This is a genomic window from Pseudomonas sp. GW821-FHT09D08, from assembly GCF_059416305.1.
This window is the reverse complement of sequence record NZ_JBWKOX010000001.1, coordinates 149,608-176,044: the sequence shown is the minus strand read 5'-3', so window position 1 is coordinate 176,044 and position 26,437 is coordinate 149,608. Positions and strand designations below refer to the sequence as shown.

Genomic DNA, 26,437 nt, shown 5'->3' with positions numbered 1-26,437 from the left:
CTTGGCAAAGGTGTGGCGTTAAAGCCCGGCGTGGGCTTGGGCGAGAAACTCGGGCTGGGCCCACTCGTGCACGCTGAAGTCGTTCTGCAGGAAGCCGCGTTGCACCAGGAAGTCCTTCTTCAGCTCCAGGGCCGCCAGGTTCTGCGGCGCCAGGTTCGGTACAAAATCCAGCTCGGCGATGGCACGGCGGATAAACCCGGCGTCCGGCAGGAAGGTCACGCGGGTGAACAGCTCGGCGGCGGCATCGCGGTGCTGGTTGATCCAGTGCCCGGCGCGGATCGCGGCGCGCAGGAACGCCACGACCACCTGGGGATGCTCTTCGGCAAAGGCACGGTTGACGGTGGTGGCGTAGGGGCCGTTGTGGTTTTTCAGGGTCCAGTCCGGGTAGCGTTCCAGGTCTTCGATTACCGTGAATTCACCGCTGGCGAGCAGCACCGGCACGTGCCCGGCGGCGACATGCAGCGCATCCACACGGCCTTCGGCCAGGGCCTGCACCTCATGCCCGGGTTGGCCGTGCAGCCCATGCAGTTGCGACCAGAACGCCGAAGGCCGCACGGCCGGCAACAAGGTCTGCGGGTCGCCTTCGTCCTCCAGCTCGATCAGGCGCACTTGCGACGGCTCCAGCCCGGCCAGTTGCAGGGCATTGAACAGGCCATGCTCGGCCAGCGCCTTGAGCACATCGACCCGCGCCGTGTTGCGGCTCACCGGCACGCCGATGCGCTTGCCGAACAGGTCGGCGACCTGGCGGATACGCCCCTCGGCACGCACCAGGATCTGCCCGGCGCGTTGGGTGGCGGTGCTGGCCACCAGCAACGTATCGGCCTGGTCGGCGCGCGCCCACAAGGCCGGCACCGCGCCGCCGTCGCGAATCAAGCGGGCTTCGCCATGGGTGAAGTGCGGCAGCCAACCGAGGTTGTCGGGCAGTGAGCGCAGGTAGATCGCGTCGGCGCCGACGCGTTGGTATTCCTCGTCCAGCCAACCGAGTTCAACGGCAATATTGGACGCAACCAGCAGCGGGCAAATGCTGTAGTGGGTGGGCAGTGTTTGGCTCATGGCAGACTCCTTGGTGAATGGGGGGTGGTGCTCAGGCGTTCGAGGCCTTGTTGCAGGTCGGCGAGCAGGTCCTCGACCGCTTCAAGGCCCACGTGCAGGCGCAGCAGCACGCCCGCTTCAATCTGTGCCGAAGGGTGGCGTTGCTGTTGGCGAATCAGACTCTCGAAACCGCCCCAGCTGGCGCCCATGGCGAACAACTGCAGGCTTTCCAGGAAGGCCTTGGTTTGGGGCTCGAAATGCGGCTTGAGGACCACGCCGAACAGCCCGGTGGAACCGAGGAAGTCGCGCTTGAACAGCGCGTGCCCGATGGCCCCCGGCAGCGCCGGGTGCAGCACCTGGGCCACTTCGGGACGCTGTTGCAGCCACTGCGCGACGGTGAGCGCCGAGCGCTGGTGCTGGCGCAGGCGTACACCCAGGGTGCGCAGGCCACGCAGGCCCAGGTAGGCGTCGTCGGCGCTGGCGATATAGCCCAGTTGGCGGACGGTCTCGCGCACCGTCGAATACAGGGTTTCAGTGGTGACGATCACGCCGAGCATGGCGTCGCTATGGCCCACCAGGTACTTGGTGGCGGCATGAATCGAGATGTCCACGCCATGGGCGAACGCCTTGAAGAACAGCGGCGTGGCCCAGGTGTTGTCGAGCATCAGCAGGGCGCCGTGGGCATGGGCGACGCGGGCCAGGGCGGGAATGTCCTGGACCTCGAAGGTGCTCGAACCGGGTGCTTCGGCGTACACCAGGCGCGTATTCGGGCGCAGCAACCCGGCGATGTCGGCACCGAGCATCGGCGCGAAATACGTGGCCTCAATGCCATAGCGCGGCAGGATCTGGTCGAACACCTGGCGCGCATGCCAATAGCAATTGTCGGTCACCAGGATATGGTCGCCGGCCCGCGCCACCGCCAGCACCGCGCCGACAATCGCCGCCAGCCCGCTGGGCATGATCAGCCCGCGAAAGCCGCCTTCCAGCTGCGCCACGGCGTCTTCGAAGGCGGCGGTGGTGGGGTTGCCGTTACGGCCGTAGATATGCCCGCGATAGTGCGGGTCGGCGGCCTGTTGCAGGTGGTTTTCGAGAGTGCCGGTGTCGGGCCAGATAAAGGTCGAGCTGCGATACACCGGGGTGTTGACGCTGCCTTCGTGGCTGGCGGGGTCGCGTCCCAAATGGGTCAGCAGGGTATCGTCATGCATAGGGTCAGTGCTCATGTGCGCTCCAGCCGTTTGGCCAGGCGGGAGAGGGGGTAGATGTAGACAAAGAAGGCGATGAACACCAAGCCGTAGGCGGGCAGCAGCAGGTCGTTGCGCAGTTGCGTGGACAGGTGCGATTGCACGGTGGTCATCAGCTCTTCCACCCCCAGCAGGTTGGCCAGGGAGGTGGACATGGTCACCGCGCAATACAGGTTCATCCACGGCGCCATCAGGCTCGGCAGGGTCTGCGGGATGATCACGTGGCGCAACGCCTGGCCGTGATGCATGCCCAGGGCCTGGGCGGCTTCCCATTGCCCCATCGGCACCGCGCGCACGGCGCCGCGCACGATCTCCGAGACATAGCCCACAGCGGGCAAGGCCAGGCCCAGCGCGACCTTGAGCCAATCCGGCAATTGCCACCAGCGCCCGGCCCAGTGCACTTCATAGGGCAACAGGTAGGCCACGTAGAACATCACCACCAGCCACGGCAGGTTGCGCAGCAGGCGGCTCAGGTGCCCGGCACCACGGCGCAGGCGCGGCCGGGCGCTGACCTGCAGGCTGCCGAGCACGACACCGGCCAGTGTGGCCACCAGCATCGCGGTGACGCCCATCAGGATATTCAGGCCGAAGCCTTGCAGCAGTGCCGGCGCCCACTGCCACAACAGTGCGGGCCAGGACGGTTCAGGCAGCATCGGGCAACTCCTGGCCTGGCAGGCGAAGGTGGTTTTCCAGGCGGCGCAGCAGCCAACTGCTGGTGCCGATCAGCAGCAACCAGACCAGCAACAGCACCTGCATCATCTCGGCGACGTTGAAGTTGTCCGACCAGATTCGATTGCTCGCATAGAGCAATTCCGGCACCGCAATCGCGTAGGCAATCGAGGTCGACTTGATGGTTTGCACCACCGTATTGCCCATGGCCGGCAGGCTGTTGCGCAGCGCCAGCGGCAGCACGATATGGCGCAGTACCGTGGCGCCCTGCATGCCTAGGGCGGCGGCCGCGTCGAGGGTGGCGCGGGGCACGGCATCGATTCCGGCGCGCAGGTTCTCGGCCTGGAACGCGCCGCTGTGCAGGGCGATCACGATGATCGCCCATTGCGTGCCGTTGAGCAGCCGCACGCTGGTGTCGTCCGCCAGCGGCAGCCAGGCGCCGACGCCGAAGTAGAAAAAGAACAGCTGCACCAACAGCGGCGTGTTGCGAAACAACGCGACGTACCCCGCGCTCAACCGGCGCCACAGCGAGCGGCGCGAACCCAGGCCGGCAGCGCCCCACACACCGATCACCAGGGACAGGGCAATACTTGCCACCGACAGCAACAGTGTCAGGCCCAGGCCGAGCAGGAAGCGCTGGCGGTCCATCGGGTCCCACAGGATGCTCAGCGACAGGCCATGCTGTTCCAGCCACAGGCGCAGGTTGATCTCACTCATGGCTGGCTCGCGTATGCTGCTGCGCTACCCAGGCATTCGGCGCCAGGCCGTAGCGCTGTTCCAGGCCGATGATCACGCCCTGGGCATGCCAGCCTTCGACGATGCTCGACAGCGCCGCCAACAACGCCGGCTGGCCCTTGCGCAAGGCGATGCCCCACGGCGCCGGATCCTGGCCCGGCAGCTTGACCTCGTAGTCGGCCCATTCCGGCTGGCGCGCCAGGGCGCTGTACAACGCATCGTCACCCATCGCCCCCAGGCAACGGCTGTCCGCCACCGCCTTGCGCACTTCGGCCGTGCCGTTGAACGAGGCGAACTGCACGCCGTAGCGCGTTTCAAACGGGCGCACCCACACACTGGTGGCGGGCGCACACAGGGTCTTGCCGCGCAGGCTTTGCCAGTCCGGCACGGCGGTGCTTTTCGGCGCAAACACGGTGGCGGCCGAGCTATAGAAACCGGGGCTGGCGAAATCCACTTCGCGCCGCCGTGCGGGGGTGTCGAGCAGGGACGTGACCAGCACCTCGCAACGGCCCTGTTCGAGAAACAGCAAGCGGTTGAGCGGATTGACTTGCACAAGTTGCAGCTTGAGCGGCTGGCCCACCTTGGCAGACAGCTGCTGTTGCAGGTCGACGATCAGGTCCAGGATCAACCCGCCGGGCTTGCCTTGGGCATCGAAGGTCTTGAAGGGGGGGAACTCGTCGCTGGTGCAGACGTTGAGGGTGCCACGGGGTTGGGCGCGTTCCAGCAGGGGTTCGGCGTGGGCGTGGAGTGCGCCGAATGCAAAAATAACCAACAGCGCACGCTGCCAAAGTGACCTGTCGTAAGGGCCGGGGGCAAGTCGAATCGTCGCAACGCCCCTCCCACTTTTATCAGGGCGACGAGTGAGCGCACTCATGTCGCACTCCAGCCCAGGCGAGACCGCTGCGCCGCGCCGCTGGGAAAGGGCTGCGGCGTACCGAGCTGCTGCGCCAGGAAGGTCAGGTAGGCCGCCTCTTCCAGGTTCACCAACAACCGCGTCGCCGCCAACACGTCCCGTTCCGACCAGGCAAACGGCCCGTGATTGGCCAGCAACGCCGCCGGCGCACGCGGATGTTCGCGTAACGCCGCCACCACCGGCTCCGGCGCATACCGCGGCCCCCACGCCGTCAGCGGCACCTCCTGGTCTTCATCCAGAATGCCCAGCAACTGCGTGGCGTGGGGACGCAACGCTCGCCCGGCAATCGCGAAGGCGGTGAGGTACGGCGAGTGCGTGTGAATCACCGCATTCACCAAGGGCCGCTCGCGGTAGATCGCCACGTGCAGCGCCGCCACTTCCCTGAGGTTGTCGGTGAGGCTGCCCTGGCTGTGTTGCAGGTCGAAATCGACAATCGCCGCCACGCCACTGTCGGCGCCGCTGAGCGAGGCAATCACCAGCCGTGCTTCGCCGGGAATACGCAGGCTGATATTGCCCGCCTCATTGCTCGACAACACCTGGTGCTTGATCAGCAGTTGCTTGGCCAGGGCAAAGTCGTGTTCGAACACTTGGGTAAAACGCACAGGATCAAAGCTCATGGGAACTCCTTGGTTGAGTCAGAAGCGGTAGTCGGCTTTCACGTAGTAGAAGGCGCCTTCGGCACCGGCCGGGGAGATGCTCTGGTAGGCCACGCGCCCCCCGACAAAGCGGTTGGCCACGTCGATCTTGTCCGGGTAGCTGTCGAAAATATTGTTGCCGCCCAGGGTCAGGGTGAGCGCCTGGCTGATGTCGTAGGACAGGCTGGCGTTGCTCACCCATTGCGCCGAAAAGGTCTGGTCGCGGGCTTCGCCAAGGTTGGAGTCGAGGGTGTAGGTGCCGTAGCGAATCGTGTTGACGCTCGCCTGCCAGGCGCCCTTGCGCCAGTCGGCACCGAGGATCAGCTTGCTGTTGGGCGAGGCGCTTTCCACATAGCTCAGGGCTTCGCGATTGATCAGGGTGATGCCGGTACCGGCCAGTGGGCCGGGGTTGTCCTTGATGTCGGTGACCTGGGTCTTGCTGTAGTTGAAGGCGCCGTTGAGGGTCAACTGGCTGGCGTCGGCCAGGTCCAGGCGATAGTGGGCGGCGAGGTCCACGCCGCTGGTCTTGGTGTCCAGTGCATTGGTGAAAAAACTCACCCCGGAGTAGTTGCCATAGCCTTGGTTGGCAAGGATCTGGCTGACCTGGGGGCCGCTGAGGGTTTCCGACAGGGCAATGCGGTCCTTGATGCGGATGTGGTACGCATCGAGGCTGACACTTGCACGCTCAAGCGGCTGCCAGACCACGCCGAGGGACAGGCTGGTGGATTTTTCCGGCTTCAGGTCACTGGCGCCCAAGGCGCGGGCGACCGGGGTGTTCACGCTGACGGTGCCGACCTGGTAGGCGGTGGGGTCGCCGGCCTTGAACTCGGTCTGGGTCGCCGAGGTGCCGATCTGCCCCAGGGTGGGCGCGCGGTAGCCGCTGCTGAGGGTCGAGCGCAGGCCCCACTGCGGGGTGAAGTCGTAGCGCGCGGAGAATTTGCCGGTGCTGGTGGTGCCGAAATCATCGTAGTGCTCGCTGCGCCCGGCCAGGCCCAGTTGCAGTTTGTCGGTGACTTGCTGCTCCAGGCCCAGGTAGCCGCCGAACACGTGGCGGGCATAACGGCCTTCGTCGCTGTCCTGGGTGCCGGGGAAGCCCTGGGCGCCGCCGGCACGGGCGGGCAGGGCGCTGCCGTGGGTCCAGGAGGCGAGGTCACCGGCGATCACTTCATAGGCTTCATTGCGCCACGCCAGGCCGCTGGAGAACACCAGCGGGCCTGCGCCCCAGCCGACCTTGAATTCCTTGATATGGTCGAGGCCGATGTTGGTTTGCTCATTGACCAGCGCACCGGCATTGAAGCTCGTGGGGCTGGCGGTGCCGAGGCTGGCGTTGAGCGAATCGCTGAGGTGATAGTCGATGCGATTGCGCCCGTAGTTGGCACTGAGGTCGAAGCTGCCGAGTTGCTCATCGCGAATCTTTACGCCGCCGGTGACCGAGGCATCCCGCGAGCGCACGTCGAGCAGCGGCAGGAAGCCGTTGGGGTACACGGCCACCAGGTTGTTGGGGTCGATGGGGCGGCGAAAGGTTGCCTGGGATTCGCCGGTGCGGTCCTGGTAGGTGGCGAAGCCGTACAGGTCGACCGTGTCGCTCAGGGACAGGCCGCTGTTCAGCGCCAGGTTCCAGTCCTCGAGGCCCGGCGAGCCGTAGCGCCAATGGCGGTCGGCATCCGCTTCACGGGCGTCGCCGCTGGGGTAGAACTGCCGGCCATCGGTGCCGCCGGTGGAGGTGCGTTCGCTGCGCAGGCCTTCGCCGCTGAGGGTGAGAAAGCCATCGCCGGGCAAGGTGAAACCGCTCCAGCCCCCCACCGACCGGCGAAAGCCATCGCCCTTGGTGTACTGGCCGAAGGTGCTTTGCACGGCGCCGCCGTGGTCCTGCTCCTTGAGCACGATATTGACCACCCCGGCAATCGCATCCGAACCGTATTGGGCCGAGGCGCCATCGCGCAGCACTTCGATATGGTCGACGGCGCTGACGGGAATCGTCGACAAGTCCACCGCCTGTGAGCCACGCCCCAGGGTGGCCTTGGTGTTGACGAAGGCCGAGGCATGCCGACGCTTGCCATTGACCAGCACCAGCACCTGGTCGGCCGCCAACCCGCGTAACGACACCGGCCGCTGCGACGACACGCCATCGGTGCCGTTGACCTGCGGGTAGTTCACTGACGGCACCAGGGTTTCCAGGGCCTTGGCCAGGTTATCGGTGCCGGCGCGCTGCAACTGCTCGCTGCTGATCACATCCACGGGCGCCGCGCTTTGCAGCGCGGTGACGTCGCTGCGCCGGGTGCCGATCACCTCCACGGATTTCAGGCGTGGCGCCAGCGGTTCGCTGTTGGCCGCCGCTGCCGGGCTGGCCAGTCGATGGATCAACACTGCACCGCTGGCCGTCTGGCTGAAGCCCAACGAGGAGCCGCCCAAGGCAATGCCCAGCGCCTGTTCCTGGCTCAGTCGGCCCTGGATCGCGCGGCTCCCACGGCCTTCCACCAGCGGCGGATCGAAGGCGATAGGGTGGCCGCTTTGCTGGGAGATGCTCAGCAGCACCTCACCCAGGGGGCCTGCGGGGATATTGAAGTCAATCACCCGCTGTACCGTCGCTGCATCGTTTTGCGCCAACGCCAGGCTCGGCAGCGTCAGCCCGCCCATGGCCAATGCACACGCCAAAGGCGCCAGGGTGAATCCTGTTTTCAACATGCCAATCTGCTCCGGGTCGTGATGTTCTTTACGACCTTGAGCAACTTCGCGTGTGGATTTTCACTACTAAGTTAGAACGATTAGTTGGGTGTCTAGATGATTTAGTTGCGCTTATAAGCTTCGATCAAATGGGTCTAAGTGCGCAGTGAAAATATAAGGGACTATCTGCACAAGGGTACTGACAGCCAGAACGGGTTGTCCGCGCAAAGCATACAACGTTCACCGCGATGAACGTGTACGGCGGTCTGCACGCTTACGGAGAAGCTCATCAGGAGACAGATGCCCATGTCTGAAGTGCAAGTTCTACAGGTTCATGTCCAACGACCTAGCCGTTCGGTCAGTTGTGGCGAAAAAACGTTTCAGCTTAGCCTTCTCGCGGTAATCAAAGGAGGAGATTGCTATGTCTGAAGCCCTGGCTATTCGTTGCGAAAACACCGTGCCGCGCAGCATGGTGCACCGTGCCGCCGTCAGCGAAGTGTTCCTGACCGGCGCGGAACTGGTAAAGGAAGGACACTTTCGCTGCAGCGCCCAACTACCGCGCACCCACAGTTACTTCAGTGAACATACCCACCGCGCCGCACACTACGACATGCTGTTATTGCTGGAAGTATTCCGCCAGGCGTCGATTTATATCTCCCATGCGTTCCTCGACGTCAGCGCCCAGGACAAGTTTATCTACCTGGACAGTGTGACCCGCGTGACCGACCGGAGTTTATTGGTGGTGGGGGATCGTCCGGCATCCGCCGAGATCGATGTCTACGTGGTGGATGAATACCTGCGCCACGGCGAGCGCAGTGGCGTGACCCTGAACATGTCCCTGAGCATCAATGGCGAAGTGGCTGCACGCCACGAACGCATGAGCATTCGCTGGATGAGCGGCGCGGCCTGGAACAAGATGCGTGCCCGTGGCCTGGCGGCGATTCCCGCCAACGCCGACCCATTGGCACAGTTGCCGCCACCTTTGAGTCCATCCGCCGTAGGGCGTCACTGGCTGAACAATGTGGTGCTCGGCCGTGAACTGGAGCAGGGCGCCGCGACGCTGGTGGCGCCGCTGATCGTCGACCTGAACAACCCGGCGATCTTTGACCACCCCCTCGACCATATCCCCGGCATGCTGTTGCTCGAAGGCTTCCGTCAAGTGGCGCTGGTGGCGGCGGACCGGCAGTTGCAGGTCGGCCCCGAGCAGTTGCTGTTATCCCGCTGCCATGTGGTGTTCACCCGCTTCGGTGAGTTCGGTTTGCCAACCCAGGTGCGTGCGGACCTGACCTCCCTGGCCCGTGACGAACACGGTCGCATCACCTTGGCGCTGGAGGTCGAGCAGGGCGGTGCGGTGATTGCCACCGCTGAGCTCGAGTTGCTGCCGCTGGTCGCCAGCCAACCCTTGGCCCTGGTGGCGGGAGGTGTGCGATGAGCGACCTGAAATTTATCTGGTTCGATTTCGGTGGGGTGCTGTCGCCGCCGATTCCGGCGCTGTTCGAGCAATACCAGGTCAAGACCGGCCTGGCCCCGCACGTGCTGCAACAGGCCATGGGCGATGTGGCCGATGAGTTGGGCGTGCCCATGCTCGCGCCGGTGGAGAGTGCCTTGCTCACCGAGCGCGAGTGGGGCGAGCGCTTGGCGCAGGCCCTGCGCCGCCGTGACCCGCAGGTCGATTTATCCCGCGCTCACCTGCACACCTTCGGCGCGCAATGGTTCGCCGGGGTGCCGGCCAATGCGCCGCTGGTGGCCGCCGTGCGCGCACTGAAACGTGCCGGTTTTCGCGTCGGCATCCTCACCAACAACGTGGTGGAGTGGGAGCGGCATTGGCGGGCGATGGTGGGCCTGGATGAGGTGGTGGACCTGATTGTCGATTCCAGCCAGGAGCGCAGCCGCAAGCCGGAGCCGGCGTTCTTCCAGGTGGCGACTGCGCGCTCGGGCGTCGCACCGCAGCACAGCCTGTTGATCGACGACGTCGCGGAAAACATCGAAGCCGCCGCCGCGCTTGGCTGGCAAGTGCTGCACTTTATCGACAACCACCAGGCGCTCGCCCAGCTGCAGCGCCTCACCGGTGTCAGCCTGTTGCAACCTGCCGTGGAGCCTGCCTGATGAATATCGCCGTGATCGCCAGACCCGAGGTCACCGTAGCGCGCATCCCGCAGTTGGATGCACCGCCGGCCTATCAACCCGCCAGCCCCGCCAATGGCCTGCCGAGGATTCTGCTGCCCAGCGGCCACCTGGCCTTTCACCTGACCCGTTACGAACACGTGCAGGCGTTGCTGCTGGATAACCGCGCGATACGCGCGCCGTGCAACGAAGAAGACGGCGCGAGCTTTTTGCCGACCATCACGCCGCCTGAACTGCTGCTCAACAACGACATCCCCGACCATGGTCGCCTGCGCAAGGTGGTGGCCCGGGACTTCAGCCCCAGTGGCGTGGCGTTGCTGCGCGACAAGGTGGAGCGCGCCACCCATGAACGCCTCGATGTATTGCAGCGCCAGGCGCCCGGCGCCGATCTGTTTGCCCAGGTGCTGGACCACATCCCCGCCACCGTGGATTGCCAGTTGCTCGGTATCCCCTTGAGTGACCGTGAGTATTACCGGCCCCTCAGCCATACCGTGCAGGTGGCGTCGGACGCGGATGTGCCGGAACTGCTGAACCAGTTCTGGGGCGTGTACAACTACCTGACGGACCTGGTCACCGGTGCGCGGCCCACCGATCCCGATGGGCTGATCCAGCGCTTCGTCGCGACCCGTGCCGACAGCGAGCCGCCGCTCAACGACAAGGAGCTGGTGGGCATCCTCCTGGGGGTATTGATCGGCGGCGACCAGAACATCCTCACGGTGCTGACCAAATCGGTGTACACCCTGTTGGCGGCCCCCGAGCTGTGGCAGCAATTGGTCGACGATCCGGGGCTGATCCCGGAGGCGGTCGAGGAGCTGCTGCGCCTGATTCCCCTGGGCACCATCTCGACCTTCCCGCGCCTGGCCAGCGTCGACCTGGAAGGGCCGTGGGGGCTGATTCCCGCAGGCAGCATCATTTACGCCGATGCGTTTGCCGCCAACCGTGATCCGGCGGCGTTCCCCGAGCCCCTGGCGATTCGCCTGGACCGCAAGGGCGCGCGGCATTTGCAGTTCGGCTACGGCATGCACAACTGCATGGGCGCCGCCCTGGCGCGCCTGGAAATCACCACGGTGCTGCAGATTCTCGTGCAGCGCTTCCCGAACCTGCGCCTGGCGGTGCCGGCGGACCAGGTGCCCTGGGTCGACGGCATCATCCTGCGCCGTCCTGCCCGCTTGCCGGTGCACGGCTTCACTTCAACCTGACCTTGGAAGGACCCATGAAAACGACCTTTGCCGATACGGCTTTACTGACCATCATCCTGCTGGCGATCTTCGTCGTGCCCAGTTCCATCTCGGGTACGGCGCTCGCGTTGCCGGCCATCGGCGCCGACATCCAGGCGCCGTTGACCAGCCTGCAATGGGTGGTCAATGCGTTCAACCTGGCGTTTGCCTGCTTCACCCTGGCGTGGGGCGCGCTGGCGGATCGGCTCGGGCGCAAACGCTGTTTTGTCGCCGGCGCTTCGCTGTACGTGGTGGCCTCGGTGCTGTCCGCCGTGGCCGAGAGCGCCTGGCTGCTGGATGCGGCGCGGGGGCTGGCGGGCATCGGGGCGGCGGCGATCTTTTCCTGCGGCATCGCGATTTTGTCCACCCACTTCAGCGGCCCGGCGCGGCTGCGCGCGTTTGCCCTGTTCGGCACCGTTGCCGGCCTGGGCGTGAGCCTGGGCCCGACCTTGTCCGGCCTGCTGCTGGACAGCGTCGGCTGGCGCGCGATTTTCTGGGCCCATGGGGTGACCCTGGTGATCGTGCTGCTGGGCAGCCCGTTGATTACCCGCGATGGCGTGTTGGCTGAGCGCACCGCGCGCTTCGATGTGCCGGGGGCGACGCTGTTTGTGCTGGCCTTGCTGGCGCTGATGGTGGCGATTGTGCAGGGCTCGCAATGGGGCTGGACCAGCCGCGGTGTACTCGGCCTGGTGGCGGTCGCCGTGGTGTTGCTGGCGGTATTCACCTGGCAGGAGCGCCGCCACCTGCAGCCGATGCTCGACCTGTCGCTGCTGGCGCGCGGGCCCTTCGTCGGCCTGGCACTGGTCACCGTGGCGGCGTCGTTCGGCTTTGTGACCTTGCTCACGTACCTGCCGAGCTACCTGTTCGGCGTGCTGCAATTGAGCGCGACCCATGCGGGCCTGGCGATGTTGCTGTTGACGGTGCCGATGCTGTTTTGCCCGATCCTGGCGGGCAAGTGGGCGGCACGCGGGGTGTCGGCGATCGGCATTCTCAAGGCCAGTCTGATTGCGTTGCTGGTCGGTGTGGTGGCGTTGGCGCTGGTCAGCCAGGTCGGTGTGGCGCTGTGGCAACTGGCAGTGCCGCTGTTGCTGGTGGGCATCGGCATGGGCCTGTCGGCCGGGCTGGTGGATGGCCTGGCGCTCAAGACCGTGCCGGAGCAGAAGGCCGGGATGGCGGCGGGCCTGCTCAACACCTTCCGCCTGGGCAGTGAGGCGATTGCGGTGGCCTTGTATGGCTCGCTGCTGGCGACCTTGCTCGACAGCCAGTTGCGCGGCACGCTGAGCCGCCTGGCGCCTGACCCGGCGACCCTGCAACGCTGGATCGACGACGTCGCCGCCGGCAACCTCACCGGTTCCCTGCAAACCCTGGGCGCGGAGCAGGCGGAGACGGTGCACAGCCTGTTTATCGGCGGCTATGACAGCGCCTTCCATGGTGTGCTCTGGGCGCTGGCCGTGATCCTGCTGGTGCTGACCGTGGTGGTCACCTGGCTGGTACGCCCATTGCGCGAACAGGAACGCAGCGAGGCGCAACTGGCTGCTCACTGAGCCAGGCCCAGCACCGCCTGCGCGGCCCGCAGGCGGTGCTTTGGTGTGTCCGTAAAGCGCCGAAGGTTATGCAAAAAATGCAGCTTGATGGCTTTTTTTATTCTTTTATCTGGTGAAGCCCCCTGGGGCAAACTGGACTCACCTGCCCGGACGCAGGTCTACCTCAAACCGACAGGCCCACCACCACTTGTCCGCTGGCGTGTGCAGTCCATGAAGATTATGGACCTATGGACCCGAATGCTTTGCTCAAGACCCGCCTTATCGGCCAGATTTTCCAGCAGCACTACAGCTGGTTGTGTGCGCGTTTGTCGTACCGCACCGGTTGCAGCCACAGCGCCGAGGACATCGCCGCCGAGACCTTCCTCAAGGTGTGGATGCTGCCCGACCCCACGGCCATTCGCGAACCGCGCGCGCTGCTGACCACCATCGCCCAGCGGCTGATGTACGAGAGCTGGCGCCGGCGCGACCTGGAAAAAGCCTACTTGCAGATCCTCGCCAATGTGCCCGAACACGTGCACCCATCGCCCCAGGAACAGCTGATTCTGATCGAGAGCCTGTTGGCCATCGACCGGCTGCTGGACGGCCTGTCGGGGCAAGCCAAGGCGGTGTTCGTGCACAGCCAGTTGGACGGCATGACCTACACGCAGATCAGTGAACGCCTGGGCCTGTCCCTGGGGCGCATCCACCAATTGATGACCCAGGCCCTGCGCGCCTGTTACCTGGGGTTGAGCGAGTGAGCAAACAGCCTTTGAACGACCCGGTGGCCGAGGAGGCCATCGGCTGGCTGGTGCAGATCCAGTCCGGCGACTTCAGCCCCGCCCAGCAGCAGGCGCTGGATGAATGGCGGGGCACCTCGGCCCATCATCGCCAGGTATACGCGCAACTGCTCGCCGGCCTCGATCAGCTCAAGGCCTCACCCTGGCGCGGGCGCTCCAGCGCGCAGTTGCTGCGTAGCCTGGAGCAACCCAACAGCCGCCGCGCGTTCCTGCGCACCAGCCTGTGCGCGCTGGGATTGGCGGCGGGCGCGGGGTGGGGCTGGCGTTTTGAAGACGCGGGGCAGACCTACGCCACCGGCACCGCCGAGCGTCGCACCTGGCAATTGGCCGATGGCAGCACCCTCAAGCTCAATGCCCGCAGCGAGGTGGTCTCGACGTTGGCCGGGGACGCGCACAGCCTTGAACTGCGTACCGGCGAAATGCTGGTGAACCTGCGGCGTCCGCTGCAGGTCAAGACCCGCGCCGCCCATATCAGTGCCACCACGGGCCGCCTGATGCTGAGTGAACAGGACGGCGCGATGCGCCTGGTCACCCTGGATGCCGACGCGGTGCTGCACTTCGACGGCGGTGCCCAGCAACGAGTGGCCATGCACCAGAGCACGCTGTTCGACCACCAGCGCATCCTCACCCAAGTGCCCATGGCCGCCACCGAAACCGCCTGGCTCGACGGCTGGCTGGTGGTGCGCAACCAGACACTGGCCAGCGTGGTGGAAGCGATCCGGCCCTACCGCAAGGGCATCGTACGCCTGGATGCCGCGGTGGCGCAGCTGCGCGTGAGTGGCCGGTTCCCGCTGGATGATGCGCGCCAGACCCTGGAGGCCTTGGAGCAAAGCTTGCCGATCAGGGTGACGCAGTGGGGTGGGGTGCTGGTGTTGATCGGAGCGCGGGCGTAGGGGCCGGCCAGGCGCATGGATTGCTGAAGACGACCCCGCCACGCTGGCTGCCGGGGTTATTTCATGTCCCTTGCCTGCACGCCTCATTCATTCAGAGCATCCGGCGCAGCACGTCGTTGCGCGGATCGCGGTCGTAGAAGCGGTGCTTGAGGGCGCCTGCGACATGCAGCACGATCAGCACCAGCAGCGTGTAGGCGAGGACTTTGTGCAGCCACTGGAACACCGCGAACCAATCGTCATTCTTCGGCAACAGCTCCGGCAGGTTGACCCCGAAAAAGAACACCCCGTCGCTCATCGTAAAGGTGCTCGACATGGAGTAACCCATCAGCGGCACGATCACCAGCAGGACATACATGACGCGCTGCGTCAGGCGTGACAGGAAGCGTTCATACCCGGCCAGGGTTTCCAGCGGCTGCGGCAGCCTGGGGGTACGAAAGCGCACGGCAAGCTGAGTCAGCACCACCAGGAACGTCAACACCCCGAAGGACTTGTGCCACGGGTAATAGAGCTCGAATTTGCTCGCCACCTCATCATTCATGCCGGTCATATGCCAGCCTGCCCAGAGCAGGCCCAGCACCAGTACGGCCCGCAGCCAGTGCAACAGGCGCAGGGACGTCGGGTAGCGATCGATTGTCGGTTGATCCATTGGGTTCATATCAGGCTCTCCAGGGAGCGATGCACGGTGGAATGGCCACCCTCGACGTTGGAGGGTGGCTCGGTCAGGACAGCGCGTGTGCTCAGGCGGGCAGCAGCACGGTGATGACTTTCTCCTCGGTGTAGGCCAGCGCGCCGCTGAACCCGCCTTCACGCCCGATACCGCTGGTCTTGACGCCGCCCCAAGGCAGGTTGGCGTCCAGCGGGCTCCAGCAGTTGATACCGACGGCGCCGGCCTTTACCGCCGCCGCCACACGGTGCGCCCTGGCCAGGTCGCCGGTCCAGACCGTGGCCGCCAGGCCGTAGGTGCTGTCGTTGGCGAGGGCGATCGCTTCGTCTTCGCTGTCGAAGGTGATCAGCGTGCCGACCGGCCCGAAAATCTCGTCCCGGGCGATGTCCATGTCGTTGCGGGCGTTGGCGAAGATCGTCGGGCGCACGAACCAGCCCTGCTCGGGCGTCGAGACGCCGCCGGCCAGCAGGGTTGCCCCCTGATCGATGCCCCGTTGGATGTAGCGGTTGACGCGATCGAACTGGGCTTTCTTGGCCACCGGGCCCATCTGTACCCCGGGCTCGCGCGGGTCGCCGACGTTCACTGCGTGTGCGGCCTCGGCCAGCGCGGCGCCGAAACGCTCGGCGAGGCTGCGCTGCACCAGGATCCGTGAGCCGGCGGCACACACCTGGCCCTGGTTGGCGAACAGGCCGAGTGCACAGCCGCGCAGGGCATCGTCGAAGGACGCATCGTCGAACACAATCTGCGGGCTCTTGCCGCCCAGTTCCAGGGCCACGCGCTTGAACAGCACGCCGGCCGTGCGCTGGATTTCACGCCCGGCCTCGGGGCTGCCGGTGAAGCTGATCTTGGCCACATCCGGGTGCTCGCACAGGGCGCGACCGACTTCGTTGCCGTAGCCGGTGACCACGTTGATCACGCCGTCCGGGAAGCCGGCTTCCTGCGCCAGCAGCGCCAGGTGCAGGGCCGACTGCGGGGTTTCCTCCGAAGGCTTGACCACCACGGTACAGCCCGCCGCCAGCAACGCGGCGAGCTTCCACACGGTGATCATCAGCGGCGAGTTCCAGGGCACGATGGCACCGACTACGCCGACGGGCTCGCGCACCGTGTACGACAGGGTTTTGGTGCCGAAGTAACCGCCGGTGGGAATGGTGCGACCTTCGAGCTGATTGGCCCAGCCGGCGGCGGCGCGCAGGTTGGCGATCGCGTTGGGCAGGTCCATCCGGCGCGGTTCGATGGGCGAGCGGCCGATGGCATTGGCGTCCAGATCGGCCAGCCGTTCGCTGTCGCGCTCGACCAGGTCGGCCAGTTTCGCCAACAGTCGGCCACGCTGGGCGCCGCCGAGTTGGCTCCAGTCGCCCCTTTCCAGTTGGTGGCGTGCCGCCGCCACGGCACGTTCCACGTCTTCGCGGGTGCCACGGGCGGAGCTGCCATACACCTGCTCGGTCACGGGGTTGACCAGGTCGAAACGGCGACGGTCGAAGGCTTCGCAGGGCGTACCTTCGATGAAATGATTCAAGTGCTCAGTCATGTTGCGGTCCTCGAGTAGTGGGCAGGCTTACGCCTTGAGGGACGCCAGGGCGTCGCCGAAGATGTCCAGGGCCTTGAAGAACAGTTCGCGGGAGATCGTCAGCGAGGGCATCACGCGCATCACGTTGCTGTAGCGGCCGCAGGGGATCATCAGCACGCCGTGGTTGAGCAGGTAGCCCATCAGTTGGCCGATCTTTTCGCCCGCCAGGGGCGCCTTGGTGAGTGGATCCTCGACCAGTTCGATACCGATCATCAGGCCGCGCCCGCGCACTTCGCCGACCAGCGGGCTGTTGAAGCCACGAATATGCGCCTGCGCTTCCAGCCCCAACGTGTGGGCGCGGTTGAGCAGGTCGAGTTGTGGATCCTGCAGGATGCTGATGTTGGTCAACGCCACGGCCGCCGACAACGAGTTGGCGGCAAAGGTGTTGGGCATCGAGCCGTCGGGAATCTTGGCCGCCAGGTCCGAACGCATGATCAGCCCGGCCATGGGCAGGTCGCTGCCGATGCCCTTGCCGAAGGTGAGCATGTCGGGCTTCACGCCGGAATGTTCGACCGCCCACATCTTGCCGGTGCGTCCTGCGCCGGATTGCACTTCATCGACAATCAGCAATGTGCCGCTGCGGTCGCAGGCCTGGCGCAGCAATTGCAGGAATTCCGGCGAGGGTGGCACGTAGCCGCCTTCGCCCTGCACCGGCTCCACGATCACGGCTGCCACGTCATCGGCGGCCGTGTACGGGGTATTCAACAGGTAATCGATGTACTCGCCGGCGATCTGCTCGGCGCTTTTGTGGGTGGTGTCGAAGGGGAAACGGTAGGCGTACGGGTAGGGCGCGTGGATCACGCCCCCCATCTGGGCACCGAAGCCCTTGCGGTAGGCCGTGCCGGTGGTCAGCGCGCCCGAGGCATGCCACACGCCGTGGTAGCCGCCATGGAAGGCGATGATCTGGTGGCGTCCGGTAATGCGCCGGGCAAACTTGATCGCGGCCTCCAGCGCATCGCTGCCGCTCTGGGTGAAGAAGGTCACGCAGTCGCCACGCAAGCCATCGGGGGCGATCTCGGAGAGCTTGGCCGCCAATTCGGTGCGCCGCGTGCTGTTGATTTCCAGGGCGTGCATCAGCACTTCGGACTGTTCGCGAATCGCCTGCACCACTTTGGGGTGGCAGCGGCCGACGCTGCTGACACCGACGCCGGCGGACAGGTCGATGTAGGTGTTGCCGTCGGGGTCTTTGAAGGTCGCACCGAAGGCGCGGTCCATGGCCACCGGCATGCGGCCGCCGCCGCGTGCCATCGACTCGGTGCGCGCCGACAGCGCCAGGGCCTCGCGGGTCTTGGGGCCGGGCAGTGTGCCGGAGACAATGTGCGGGGCATCCGCGAAGTGCAGGGCTTGAAAGTTGGCTTCACTCATGACGGTCTCTCTGGAATGTCGATTTAAGTGTGCCGATCATCTCCGCCGCGGGTTCCCGGCCGGTAGCCCGAATCGGCACATGAGACGCGGGCATTCCAGCGCATAAACAATTTGCAGGATGTGACCGATGTGCGAGTATCAAAGGCATCGGCGATCTAAAAACAAGAATGTTGGTAGAGGCACACCCCCCAATGAAAAACCAGACGATCAGCCATTTCCGCGATATCCACGTCCACGCAGCCACCATCCAACAGTGGAGCCAGGACTACAGCCAGCTCACCGCCGGTTCGGCCGAGAGTTCGCTGATGCAACTGACGACGACCGGTTGCCACCTGTTCCTCGAGCAGATCAACCAGCGTGTGGTGCAGAACGGCGTGGCGCCTCGCGACAAGATGTGTTTTGCGGTGCCGATCAATGTGCCCGGCTCGGTTCGCATGCAGGGCCGCGAGGTGGATGACAGCAGCCTGTTCTTCCTCCACGGTGGCGAGGAGTTCATGTTCCATATGCCGATGGGCATGGAGCTTTTGTCCATTACCTTTGAGCGTGAATTGTTCGAAGAGGCGCTGGAACAGACGGCGTCGGCGAAAGAACTCAATCGGTTGCTGCGCCAACCGGTAATAAAGGTGTCTCCCCAGCGTTTCGCCCAGGCCCGGCGTCGATTGCTGGCATTGTTCTCCGAGGCCCTGGTGAACGATGACCTCGACTACACACGCGAGCGTGAGTCGGCGCTGGAACAGGCCATGCTCGGCGAGCTGCTGCAACTGATGACCGACCCGGCCTGTGACAAGCAGCAGCGCAGCCCCAGTTCCACGCGCAGCTTTATCGTCGAGAAATGTCATCGCCTGGCCACGACCGAAATGATCAACGTGCCCAGCGTGATCGATTTGTGCCAGCGTCTCCAGGTGAGTCGGCGCACGGTGCAGAACAGCTTCCGCTCGGTCGCCGAGACCACACCGCTGAATTACCTGCGCTCAGTGAGGCTCAACGGCGTACGCCGAACCTTGATGTCTACCCGGGCATCCGAGCTGTCGATTGGGGATGCCGCCGCCCAGTGGGGCTTCTATCACCTGAGCCATTTTGCCGCGGAGTACCAGGAACTGTTCGCGCAGTTGCCGTCCCACACGACCCGCGCCGCCATTACCGGCAACGTGCGCGCCTGAACCCAAGCCTTTAGCAAGATCGGAATCAGCCTGCGTCGTCCGCTCGGGATGCGCAGGTGTTTCGCCGTGGGCGCTTGCGTTACCGATTTGGGATACCGGCACGCTGTCGGGCAGGCATAGGATCGATGCCAGCGTGCAACAAGAACGACAAGCTATTCGGTACCGGTCGACAGCCGGCTGCACCGATCCTACAGCGACTGCCTCATACAATAAGGTCAACAGCATGAGTGTATCCAACTCGATCAACAGCTCCACGGAGCTCAAGCGTGGCGCCCTGGGTGTGGGCTTTATCATCTTCTTCGTGGTATCGGCGGCAAGCCCGCTGAGTGTGATCGCCGGCGGCTTCCCCATCGGCATCATGCTGGGTAACGGCGCGGGCACCCCGGCGTTGCTGATCCTGGCCTTGCTGGTGCTGCTGGCGTTTTCGGTGGGCTACACCACCATGGCGCGCCACCTGACCAATGCCGGCGGTTTCTACGCGTTTACCGCCCGTGGGCTGGGCGGCCTGGCGGGCGGATCGGCCGGGGTGCTGGCGATGTTTGCCTATAACATCCTGCAGGTCGGCTTGTACGGCATGTTCGGTGGGGTGGTCAGCGACACCATGGAAGCCGCCTTCGGCCTGGTGCTGCCGTGGTGGTCCTATTCGCTGATGGCGATGGCAAGCATCGCGATCCTGGGGTATCGCAAGATCGACCTGTCCGCGCGGGTATTGTCGGTGATGGTGATCGCCGAGTACCTGGCGATCCTGGTCCTGGATTTCGCCATTCTCAAGTCCGGTGGCGACAGCGGCATCAACCTGGATTCGTTCAGCAGCCGCCATGTGTTCAGCGGCACGCCGTCAATCGGCCTGCTGTTTTGCTTCGCCGCCTTTATCGGCTTCGAGGCCACCACCATCTACGGTGAAGAAGCCCGGGACCCGCAGCGCACCATTCCGATTGCGACCTACTGCTCGGTGTTGCTGATCGGCGGTTTCTACGCGTTGTCGGTGTGGTCGATGGTGGTGGGCGTGGGTGCGGACAAGATCGTGCCGATGCTGCAGGCCTTGCAGGACCCGACCACGTTTATCTATGGCATGTCCGACCACTTTGTCGGCCCGCAACTGACCCAGGTTATCCGCGTGCTGTTCATGGTCAGCATCTATGCCGGCCTGCTGGCCTTTCACAACGCCGCCGCGCGTTACTTCTACGCCATCGGCCGTGACGGCTTGTTGCACAGCCAGTTGGGCACCACCCATCGGGTGCACCAGAGCCCGCATATGGGCTCGGCCTTGCAGAGCCTGATCTCGGCCGTGGTGGTGTTGATTTTCGCGGCGCTGGATGCCGATCCGATCCTGCAGCTGTTCGCCTGGCTGTCCAACCTGGCCACGCTGTGCGTGATCCTGCTGATGGCGCTGACCTCGGCCGCGGTGCTGGTGTTCTTCCGGCGCCATCCGCAGCTCAAGGTCGGGCTCTGGCGTGGGCAGATCCTCCCCGGTTTCTCGTGCCTGGCGCTCGTGGCCGTGCTGGTGCTGGCGGTGGTGCATTTCGATGTGCTGACCGGTGCCAGCCAGCTGCTGTCCTACGGCCTCTGCGCGATCATTCCCCTGGCGTTGCTGGGCGGTGTATTCCTCGCGGCGCGGCTGCGCAAGGCGTCGCCGCAGCGGTTCCTGGCCTTGGGCAGCCACAAGCTTTAAGGCGTGGACGGCGGTGCCTGCCTGCTCAGCCTGACCAGCAGCGCGTGGTCAAGGCTGTCGAAGGGTCAACCAGGCTGGAATGACCACGCCTGCCGAGTAGGCCCCGCTGGAAATAAGCCCGAGGATCAGCCAGCGGCGTGGATAAATCATGTGGGAACTCAATGTTGGAGAGTTGAAAGGCGGCCACCGCAGCTCAGTCAGGCGGCACGCCCATTACACGTGGAAATGCCCGACCAGCTGTTGTTGGTGATTGGCCATCTGATGCAATGCGTCACTGGCCTGCGACGCCTCGTGCATGCGCCCGGCGAGTGTTTCGCTGATACCGCGGATGTCGCTGACGCGATGGCTGATATCGTCCACCACGCTGCTCTGCTCCAGGGCCGCACTGGCGATCTGCTGATTCATTTGTTCGATCACATCCACGGCCTGGGAAATATGCCCCAGCGCCACTCGGGTCTGTTGCACCTGGAGCACGCTGCCACCGGCTTGCTCGCGGCTCAGTTGGGTGTTGTGCACCACCGCCTGGCTCAGCTGTTGCAACGTTTCGATCACCGTGCGCACCTGTTCGACCGAACTCTGGGTGTTGCTGGCCAGGTGCCTGACTTCATCGGCCACCACCGCAAAACCGCGACCCTGCTCGCCGGCACGGGCCGCTTCGATAGCCGCATTCAACGCCAGCAGGTTGGTCTGTTGCGCGATGGCGCTGATCACGTCCAGTACCTGACCGATCTGGTTGCTGCTGTCGGCCAGGGCGTTGACTTGCTGGAGGGTGGTTTCAAGGCGTTGGTCGAGGGCCTCGATGCTGCGTTCGGCGGTGGAGAACACCGCCTGGCCTGAGCGGCTCGCGTTTTCGGCGGCGGTGGCGGCGTCGGCGGCGCTGTGGGAGTGACGGGCCACTTCCTGGGCACTGGCGCTCATTTCGTGCAGCGCGGTGGCGGCCAGCTCCACTTCGCGGTATTGGCGCTGCATACCGGCACTGACTTCGCGGGCAATGCCGGACGAGGTGTCGGCGCTGTCGCGGGTGTCCAGGGACGCGGTCTGGATGGCGCGAATAATCGGCTGCAAGGTGTCGAGGAAACGGTTGAAACCATTGGCCAGGCGGCCCAGCTCGTCGCGTCGCCCGAGGGGCAGGCGCTGGGTCAGGTCCCCGTCGCCTTCGACAATGGCATCGAGCAGCTCGGCCATCTTCAGCAACGGGCGAGTCACGCCGTAGGCCGCCAGCCAGATCAGCAGCATCGCCAGGCTGCTGGCCAGGATGCCCAGGCCAAGGTTGAGCCAATTGGACTCACGGCTTTTGTCGTCCAGTTCGCGCTGCATCTGCCGGGCGGACGCCTGCACCCGCGACTGCGGGACCTTGATCTGCAGTTGCCAGGCTGGGGTGCCCGCTGCCGTTTGCACGGCTTGGCGGATGTCCAGGGTTTCCCCCGCGACATCGCCGCTGCGTCCCGCCACTTGACCCGAAGCCGACACCAGGGTGACCTGGCTGTCGCCTTGGTAGAGGTCCTGGCTGAGGTTGGCGGCCAGTTTATGCAAGGTGTCGAGGCTGATGTCCATGCCCACCACGCCGAGCACGTTGCCGTCGACGATCAGGGGGATGGAAATGCTGCTCATCAGGGCTTTGTGGCCTTCCACTTCGATGGTGTACGGCTCGACCACACACACCTGTCGTTGCGCCTGAGGGCAAGCGTACCAGGCGTTTGCCGGTGCGCTGCCGGGGGGCGCAGTGTTGGCGGCGATTTGTGCCTCGCTCAACACCTCCTGCACCAGTTGACCCGGCTGGCTCTGGGACCAGTACAGCGCAAAGCGCCCGGTTTCATTCCCGGCCAGGGCGCGTTGGTCGCGCCAGTCGGCGTCGCTGCCGGCCAGTGCGTCGGGCAGCATGATCACGTACAGGCCGAGGACTTTTTCGCGCTGCCTGAGGGCTTCTCGGGCGATGCCGACCAGGGCTTGACGCAATTGCACGACCGTCAGGCGTCCATTGAGGGTTTGCTCGCGCAGTTGCAGAACCTGCTGGGCGAACCCTTCGCCATACAGCGCGGTTTCATTGAAAAACCGCTCCACCTGTTGGCCATGAGCCACGGCCTGGGCCTGCAAGCGTTCCAGCGCGGCCTGTGTCAGCAACGCGCTGCTCTGCTCTTTGAGCAGCTTTGCACTGGTTTGATTCTGGTAGGCGCTGGCGCCAATCAGCGCGCCCACGACTGCCAGCAGGCAAAGTCCGCTCAGCAGGGTGATACGCCATTGGAGGGTGAGATGGGCTGGACGCATGGCTGGGGCTTCCTACGGGGGCGTTGGCGGTGATGGGCACGTTCTTATTCTTGTTGCCGGCATCCGCGCATAGCACGGGTGAGGCTAGGGTGCGGGCATGACAGGCCGGCGGCTATCCCAAATCGGCAACAGCGCTAGGAGGGATCGGGCGGCCCCGACCTGTTTTGGGGCGGGGCTTTGGATGCTACCGATTTGGGATAGCGAGCCGTTCCAGGGCGGGCATAGGATCAAATTCAGCGCGCAACTAAAACAAAACGCTAACCGGTGCCGATGCGGTGTGGTCGGGCCAACCCAAAAGCGACTGCCTCATACAATAAGGTCAACAACATGAGTGTATCTATCCCGGTCAACAGCTCTACGGAGCTCAAGCGTGGTGCCCTGGGTGTGGGCTTCATCATCTTCTTCGTGATATCGGCGGCAAGCCCGCTCAGTGTGATCGCCGGCGGCTTCCCCATCGGCATCATGCTGGGCAACGGTGCGGGCACCCCGGCGTTGCTGATCCTGGCCTTGCTGGTGCTGCTGGCGTTCTCGGTGGGCTACACCACCATGGCGCGCCACCTGACCAATGCCGGCGGTTTCTACGCGTTCACCGCCCGTGGGCTGGGCGGCCTGGCCGGTGGCGCGGCCGGGGTGCTGGCGATGTTCGCCTATAACATCCTGCAGGTCGGGTTGTACGGGATGTTCGGTGGCGTGGTCAGTGGCACCATGGAAACCGCCTTCGGCCTGGTGCTGCCCTGGTGGGCCTACTCGCTGATGGCGATGGTGAGCATCGCCATCCTGGGCTATCGCAAGATTGACCTGTCGGCACGGGTGCTATCGGTGGTGGTGATCGCCGAGTACCTGGCGATCCTGGTCCTGGACTTCGCGATCCTCAAGTCCGGCGGCGACAGCGGCATCAACCTGGACTCGTTCAGCAGCCGTCATGTGTTCAGTGGTACGCCGTCAATCGGCTTGCTGTTCTGCTTTGCCGCCTTTATCGGCTTCGAGGCCACCACTATCTACGGCGAAGAGGCCAGGAACCCCAAGCGCAGTATCCCGATTGCCACCTACTGTTCGGTGTTGCTGATCGGCGGTTTCTACGCGTTGTCGGTGTGGTCGATGGTGGTGGGCGTGGGGGCGGACAAAATCGTGCCGCTGTTGCAGTCCCTGCAGGACCCGACCACCTTTATCTATGGCATGTCCGACCACTTTGTCGGCCCGCAGCTGACCCAGATCATCCGCGTGCTGTTCATGGTCAGTATTTATGCCGGGCTGTTGGCCTTTCACAACGCCGCCGCGCGTTACTTCTACGCCATCGGGCGCGACGGTCTGTTGCACAGCCTGCTGGGCACCACCCATCGCGTGCACCAGAGCCCGCATATGGGCTCGGCGTTGCAGAGTTTGATCGCTGCGGTCGTGGTGCTGATATTTGCCGCGATGGATGCCGATCCGATCCTGCAACTGTTTGCCTGGCTGTCCAACCTGGCCACGTTGTGCGTGATCCTGTTGATGGCGCTGACCTCGGTGTCGGTGTGCGTCTACTTTCATCGCCATCCCGAGCTTAAGGTCGGGCTGCTGCGTGGACGGATCCTGCCCGGTATTTCGTGCCTGGCGCTGGTGATGGTGCTGGTGTTGGCGGTGGTGCATTTCGATGTGCTGACCGGTGCCAGCCAACTGCTGTCCTACAGCCTCTGCGCGATTATTCCGGCGGCCTTGATCATCGGCATCGTGCTCGCCGCGCGACTGCGCAACAGCTCGCCGCAACGCTTCCTGGCCTTGGGCAGCCACAAGCTTTAAGGCCCCCGCGTTTTTATCGCTCGACTAACCAGACAATCGCAGCCTGCCGTTGCTCGGCATGGCGCGCCAGCGTGTGAAAGGAAGGTTTCAAATGCACAACTATAAAATGCTCATCGATGGGATCCAGGTGGCCGGTGAAGAAGGCCGGTTCGATGTGATCAACCCGGCCACCGGGGCCGTGTTCGCCCAATGCCCGGCCGGTTCCCTGGGGCAACTCGACCAGGCGGTGAACGCCGCGCAGTTGGCCTTCAAGAGCTGGCGCCACAGCAGCCACCCTGATCGCTGTGAACGTTTGTTGGCGATTGCCGCCGATATCGAGCAGGAGGCCCCATCACTGGCCCGGCTGATTGTGCTGGAACAGGGCAAGCCGCTGGAGTTGGCCTTTTCCGAGGTCATGGGCGCCGCCGCCTGGACCCGCTACGCGGCCGGGCAGGAAATTGCGGTGGAACGGGTGGAAGAAACGCCCACCCAGCGCATTGAGCTGCACCGCAAACCCTTGGGCGTGGTGGCGTCGATCACCCCCTGGAACTGGCCGTTCATGATCGCCGTCTGGCACATCATGCCGGCGCTGCGTGCCGGCAACTGCGTGATCAGCAAACCGTCGAGCCTGACGCCGCTGAGCACCCTGGGCCTGGCCGAGATCATTGCCCGGCATGTGCCCCGTGGCGTCATCAACTGCGTGACCGGCGAGCAGGGCTTCGGCAGTGCGATCACCTCGCACCCGGGGATCCAGAAGATCGTGTTCACCGGTTCCACGGCCACCGGGCAAAGCGTGATGCGCGGTGCCGCCAGCAACCTCAAGCGCCTGACCCTGGAACTCGGTGGTAACGACGCCGCCATCGTATTGCCGGGGACCGCCGTGGAGGCCGTGGCCGAGGAAATTTTCCAGGCGGCCTTTCTCAACATGGGCCAGACCTGTGCTGCGCTCAAACGCCTGTATATCCATGAGTCGCAGTACGAGGCTTTTGCCGACGCGCTGATGCACATTGCGGCGCGCCAGGTCGTGGGCGACGGCCTGGACGCCGGTGTCACCTTCGGGCCGGTGCAGAACCTTGAGCAACTGGAACTGGTGGAAGCCCTGGTCGATGACGCACGTGCCAACGGTGCGCGGGTGTTGTGCGGCGGTGCGCGTCTGGACCACCCCGGGTTTTTCTATCCACCCACCCTGGTGGCGGACGTGACCGACGGCCATCGCCTGGTGGACGAAGAACAGTTCGGCCCGGTGTTGCCGTTGATTGCCTACCGGGATGTCGAGGATGTCCTGAAGCGCGCCAATGCCGGTGACATGGGCCTCGGCGGCTCGGTCTGGGGGCCGGATGTCGAGCAGGCCCAGGCCTTGGCCAGTCGCCTGGAGAGTGGTGTGGCGTGGGTCAACTGCCACGCCCAGATCCAGCCGAACACGCCGTTTGGCGGCAGCAAGATGTCGGGGTTCGGTGTCGAGTTCGGTCTGGAGGGGCTGCTGGAGTTCACGGGGCAGCAACTGTTGTTTGTGCGCAAGCAGGCTGTCGAAGAAGGAGTTTGAGCC

Annotated in this window: 20 protein-coding genes and 2 pseudogenes; 10 read left to right on the top strand and 12 right to left on the bottom strand. The window is 64.7% G+C overall.

The window, feature by feature from the left end:
• Window positions 1-18: 18 nt before the first annotated feature.
• The 7 genes from AC07OP_RS00695 to AC07OP_RS00665 form a co-directional block, all read right to left on the bottom strand.
• Window positions 19-1,053 carry an ABC transporter substrate-binding protein gene (locus AC07OP_RS00695; RefSeq protein ID WP_495101487.1) on the bottom strand — a complete coding sequence of 345 codons (1,035 nt, stop codon included), beginning with the start codon at window positions 1,051-1,053 and terminating at the stop codon, window positions 19-21.
• Complete coding sequence (metC, locus tag AC07OP_RS00690; protein WP_495101486.1) at window positions 1,050-2,252, bottom strand: cystathionine beta-lyase; 1,203 nt, start codon at window positions 2,250-2,252, stop codon at window positions 1,050-1,052. Before metC ends, AC07OP_RS00695 begins: the two co-directional genes overlap by 4 nt.
• The gene (locus tag AC07OP_RS00685; RefSeq protein ID WP_495101485.1) at window positions 2,249-2,926 is read right to left on the bottom strand and encodes an amino acid ABC transporter permease; all 678 of its coding nucleotides are present in this window, start codon (window positions 2,924-2,926) and stop codon (window positions 2,249-2,251) included. Before AC07OP_RS00685 ends, metC begins: the two co-directional genes overlap by 4 nt.
• Window positions 2,916-3,659 (bottom strand): amino acid ABC transporter permease, encoded by a 744-nt coding sequence (locus AC07OP_RS00680; protein ID WP_495101484.1) that lies wholly within the window; start codon window positions 3,657-3,659, stop codon window positions 2,916-2,918. Before AC07OP_RS00680 ends, AC07OP_RS00685 begins: the two co-directional genes overlap by 11 nt.
• Window positions 3,652-4,449: a transporter substrate-binding domain-containing protein gene (locus tag AC07OP_RS00675; protein WP_495101483.1), complete on the bottom strand. Its 798-nt coding sequence runs from the start codon at window positions 4,447-4,449 to the stop codon at window positions 3,652-3,654. The genes AC07OP_RS00680 and AC07OP_RS00675 overlap by 8 nt, the downstream gene beginning before the upstream one ends.
• 98 nt (window positions 4,450-4,547) lie before the next feature.
• On the bottom strand, window positions 4,548-5,207 hold the full coding sequence (locus AC07OP_RS00670) for a class II aldolase/adducin family protein (RefSeq protein ID WP_405125796.1): 660 nt from the start codon (window positions 5,205-5,207) through the stop codon (window positions 4,548-4,550).
• A gap of 18 nt (window positions 5,208-5,225) precedes the next feature.
• Window positions 5,226-7,910: a TonB-dependent receptor domain-containing protein gene (locus AC07OP_RS00665; RefSeq protein WP_495101482.1), complete on the bottom strand. Its 2,685-nt coding sequence runs from the start codon at window positions 7,908-7,910 to the stop codon at window positions 5,226-5,228.
• 400 nt (window positions 7,911-8,310) lie between these two features.
• Between AC07OP_RS00665 and AC07OP_RS00660 the strand changes: the two genes are divergently transcribed.
• The 6 genes from AC07OP_RS00660 to AC07OP_RS00635 all read left to right on the top strand — a co-directional run bounded on the left by AC07OP_RS00660 (window position 8,311) and on the right by AC07OP_RS00635 (window position 14,443).
• Complete coding sequence (locus AC07OP_RS00660; protein ID WP_027606696.1) at window positions 8,311-9,321, top strand: ScbA/BarX family gamma-butyrolactone biosynthesis protein; 1,011 nt, start codon at window positions 8,311-8,313, stop codon at window positions 9,319-9,321.
• Window positions 9,318-9,995, top strand: a complete 678-nt coding sequence (locus tag AC07OP_RS00655) for an HAD family hydrolase (protein ID WP_495101481.1) — start codon at window positions 9,318-9,320, stop codon at window positions 9,993-9,995. Before AC07OP_RS00660 ends, AC07OP_RS00655 begins: the two co-directional genes overlap by 4 nt.
• Window positions 9,995-11,212 (top strand): cytochrome P450, encoded by a 1,218-nt coding sequence (locus tag AC07OP_RS00650; protein WP_115487388.1) that lies wholly within the window; start codon window positions 9,995-9,997, stop codon window positions 11,210-11,212. Before AC07OP_RS00655 ends, AC07OP_RS00650 begins: the two co-directional genes overlap by 1 nt.
• Window positions 11,213-11,226: 14 nt before the next feature.
• Window positions 11,227-12,774: an MFS transporter gene (locus tag AC07OP_RS00645; protein ID WP_495101480.1), complete on the top strand. Its 1,548-nt coding sequence runs from the start codon at window positions 11,227-11,229 to the stop codon at window positions 12,772-12,774.
• 227 nt (window positions 12,775-13,001) lie between these two features.
• Entirely contained in the window at window positions 13,002-13,511 is a 510-nt protein-coding gene (locus tag AC07OP_RS00640; RefSeq protein ID WP_495101479.1) for a sigma-70 family RNA polymerase sigma factor, read from the top strand.
• A complete protein-coding gene (locus AC07OP_RS00635; RefSeq protein ID WP_065941654.1) occupies window positions 13,508-14,443 on the top strand; it encodes a FecR family protein in 936 nt (311 codons plus the stop codon). The genes AC07OP_RS00640 and AC07OP_RS00635 overlap by 4 nt, the downstream gene beginning before the upstream one ends.
• Before the next feature lie 91 nt (window positions 14,444-14,534).
• Here the strand turns inward: AC07OP_RS00635 and AC07OP_RS00630 are convergent, their stop codons facing one another.
• The 3 genes from AC07OP_RS00630 to AC07OP_RS00620 all read right to left on the bottom strand — a co-directional run bounded on the left by AC07OP_RS00630 (window position 14,535) and on the right by AC07OP_RS00620 (window position 18,039).
• Window positions 14,535-15,098 carry a cytochrome b gene (locus tag AC07OP_RS00630; RefSeq protein WP_027606691.1) on the bottom strand — a complete coding sequence of 188 codons (564 nt, stop codon included), beginning with the start codon at window positions 15,096-15,098 and terminating at the stop codon, window positions 14,535-14,537.
• Window positions 15,099-15,180: 82 nt separating this feature from the next.
• The gene (locus tag AC07OP_RS00625) at window positions 15,181-16,635 is read right to left on the bottom strand and encodes an aldehyde dehydrogenase family protein (RefSeq protein WP_098479422.1); all 1,455 of its coding nucleotides are present in this window, start codon (window positions 16,633-16,635) and stop codon (window positions 15,181-15,183) included.
• 27 nt (window positions 16,636-16,662) lie between these two features.
• Window positions 16,663-18,039, bottom strand: coding sequence for an aspartate aminotransferase family protein (locus AC07OP_RS00620; RefSeq protein WP_065927426.1), 1,377 nt, complete (start codon window positions 18,037-18,039; stop codon window positions 16,663-16,665).
• A gap of 191 nt (window positions 18,040-18,230) precedes the next feature.
• Between AC07OP_RS00620 and AC07OP_RS00615 the strand changes: the two genes are divergently transcribed.
• Window positions 18,231-19,199 carry a helix-turn-helix domain-containing protein gene (locus AC07OP_RS00615; RefSeq protein WP_065927427.1) on the top strand — a complete coding sequence of 323 codons (969 nt, stop codon included), beginning with the start codon at window positions 18,231-18,233 and terminating at the stop codon, window positions 19,197-19,199.
• 223 nt (window positions 19,200-19,422) lie between these two features.
• Entirely contained in the window at window positions 19,423-20,871 is a 1,449-nt protein-coding gene (locus tag AC07OP_RS00610; RefSeq protein WP_495101478.1) for an APC family permease, read from the top strand.
• Between the two features lie 213 nt (window positions 20,872-21,084).
• Here AC07OP_RS00610 and AC07OP_RS00605 read toward each other — a convergent pair.
• Together AC07OP_RS00605 and AC07OP_RS00600 are read right to left on the bottom strand one after the other, a co-directional pair.
• Window positions 21,085-21,627 (bottom strand): annotated as a pseudogene (locus AC07OP_RS00605) (methyl-accepting chemotaxis protein); the annotation flags it as partial.
• 315 nt (window positions 21,628-21,942) lie between these two features.
• A pseudogene (locus AC07OP_RS00600) lies at window positions 21,943-22,752 on the bottom strand (HAMP domain-containing protein); the annotation flags it as partial.
• 711 nt (window positions 22,753-23,463) lie between these two features.
• Here AC07OP_RS00600 and AC07OP_RS00595 point away from each other — a divergent pair.
• Together AC07OP_RS00595 and AC07OP_RS00590 are read left to right on the top strand one after the other, a co-directional pair.
• Window positions 23,464-24,912, top strand: a complete 1,449-nt coding sequence (locus AC07OP_RS00595; RefSeq protein ID WP_495101477.1) for an APC family permease — start codon at window positions 23,464-23,466, stop codon at window positions 24,910-24,912.
• Window positions 24,913-25,003: 91 nt separating this feature from the next.
• Window positions 25,004-26,434 (top strand): aldehyde dehydrogenase family protein, encoded by a 1,431-nt coding sequence (locus AC07OP_RS00590; protein ID WP_495101476.1) that lies wholly within the window; start codon window positions 25,004-25,006, stop codon window positions 26,432-26,434.
• Window positions 26,435-26,437: the final 3 nt, after the last annotated feature.

Coding starts and splice junctions, on each gene's coding strand:
- AC07OP_RS00645 (WP_495101480.1), top strand. CDS start 11,227: ATGAAAACGACCTTTGCCGATACGGCTTTACTGACCATCATCCTGCTG.
- AC07OP_RS00660 (WP_027606696.1), top strand. CDS start 8,311: ATGTCTGAAGCCCTGGCTATTCGTTGCGAAAACACCGTGCCGCGCAGC.
- AC07OP_RS00620 (WP_065927426.1), bottom strand. CDS start 18,039: ATGAGTGAAGCCAACTTTCAAGCCCTGCACTTCGCGGATGCCCCGCAC.
- AC07OP_RS00630 (WP_027606691.1), bottom strand. CDS start 15,098: ATGAACCCAATGGATCAACCGACAATCGATCGCTACCCGACGTCCCTG.
- AC07OP_RS00625 (WP_098479422.1), bottom strand. CDS start 16,635: ATGACTGAGCACTTGAATCATTTCATCGAAGGTACGCCCTGCGAAGCC.
- AC07OP_RS00665 (WP_495101482.1), bottom strand. CDS start 7,910: ATGTTGAAAACAGGATTCACCCTGGCGCCTTTGGCGTGTGCATTGGCC.
- AC07OP_RS00685 (WP_495101485.1), bottom strand. CDS start 2,926: ATGCTGCCTGAACCGTCCTGGCCCGCACTGTTGTGGCAGTGGGCGCCG.
- AC07OP_RS00640 (WP_495101479.1), top strand. CDS start 13,002: ATGGACCCGAATGCTTTGCTCAAGACCCGCCTTATCGGCCAGATTTTC.
- AC07OP_RS00680 (WP_495101484.1), bottom strand. CDS start 3,659: ATGAGTGAGATCAACCTGCGCCTGTGGCTGGAACAGCATGGCCTGTCG.
- AC07OP_RS00670 (WP_405125796.1), bottom strand. CDS start 5,207: ATGAGCTTTGATCCTGTGCGTTTTACCCAAGTGTTCGAACACGACTTT.
- AC07OP_RS00695 (WP_495101487.1), bottom strand. CDS start 1,053: ATGAGCCAAACACTGCCCACCCACTACAGCATTTGCCCGCTGCTGGTT.
- AC07OP_RS00610 (WP_495101478.1), top strand. CDS start 19,423: ATGAGTGTATCCAACTCGATCAACAGCTCCACGGAGCTCAAGCGTGGC.
- AC07OP_RS00650 (WP_115487388.1), top strand. CDS start 9,995: ATGAATATCGCCGTGATCGCCAGACCCGAGGTCACCGTAGCGCGCATC.
- metC (WP_495101486.1), bottom strand. CDS start 2,252: ATGAGCACTGACCCTATGCATGACGATACCCTGCTGACCCATTTGGGA.
- AC07OP_RS00615 (WP_065927427.1), top strand. CDS start 18,231: ATGAAAAACCAGACGATCAGCCATTTCCGCGATATCCACGTCCACGCA.
- AC07OP_RS00590 (WP_495101476.1), top strand. CDS start 25,004: ATGCACAACTATAAAATGCTCATCGATGGGATCCAGGTGGCCGGTGAA.
- AC07OP_RS00655 (WP_495101481.1), top strand. CDS start 9,318: ATGAGCGACCTGAAATTTATCTGGTTCGATTTCGGTGGGGTGCTGTCG.
- AC07OP_RS00595 (WP_495101477.1), top strand. CDS start 23,464: ATGAGTGTATCTATCCCGGTCAACAGCTCTACGGAGCTCAAGCGTGGT.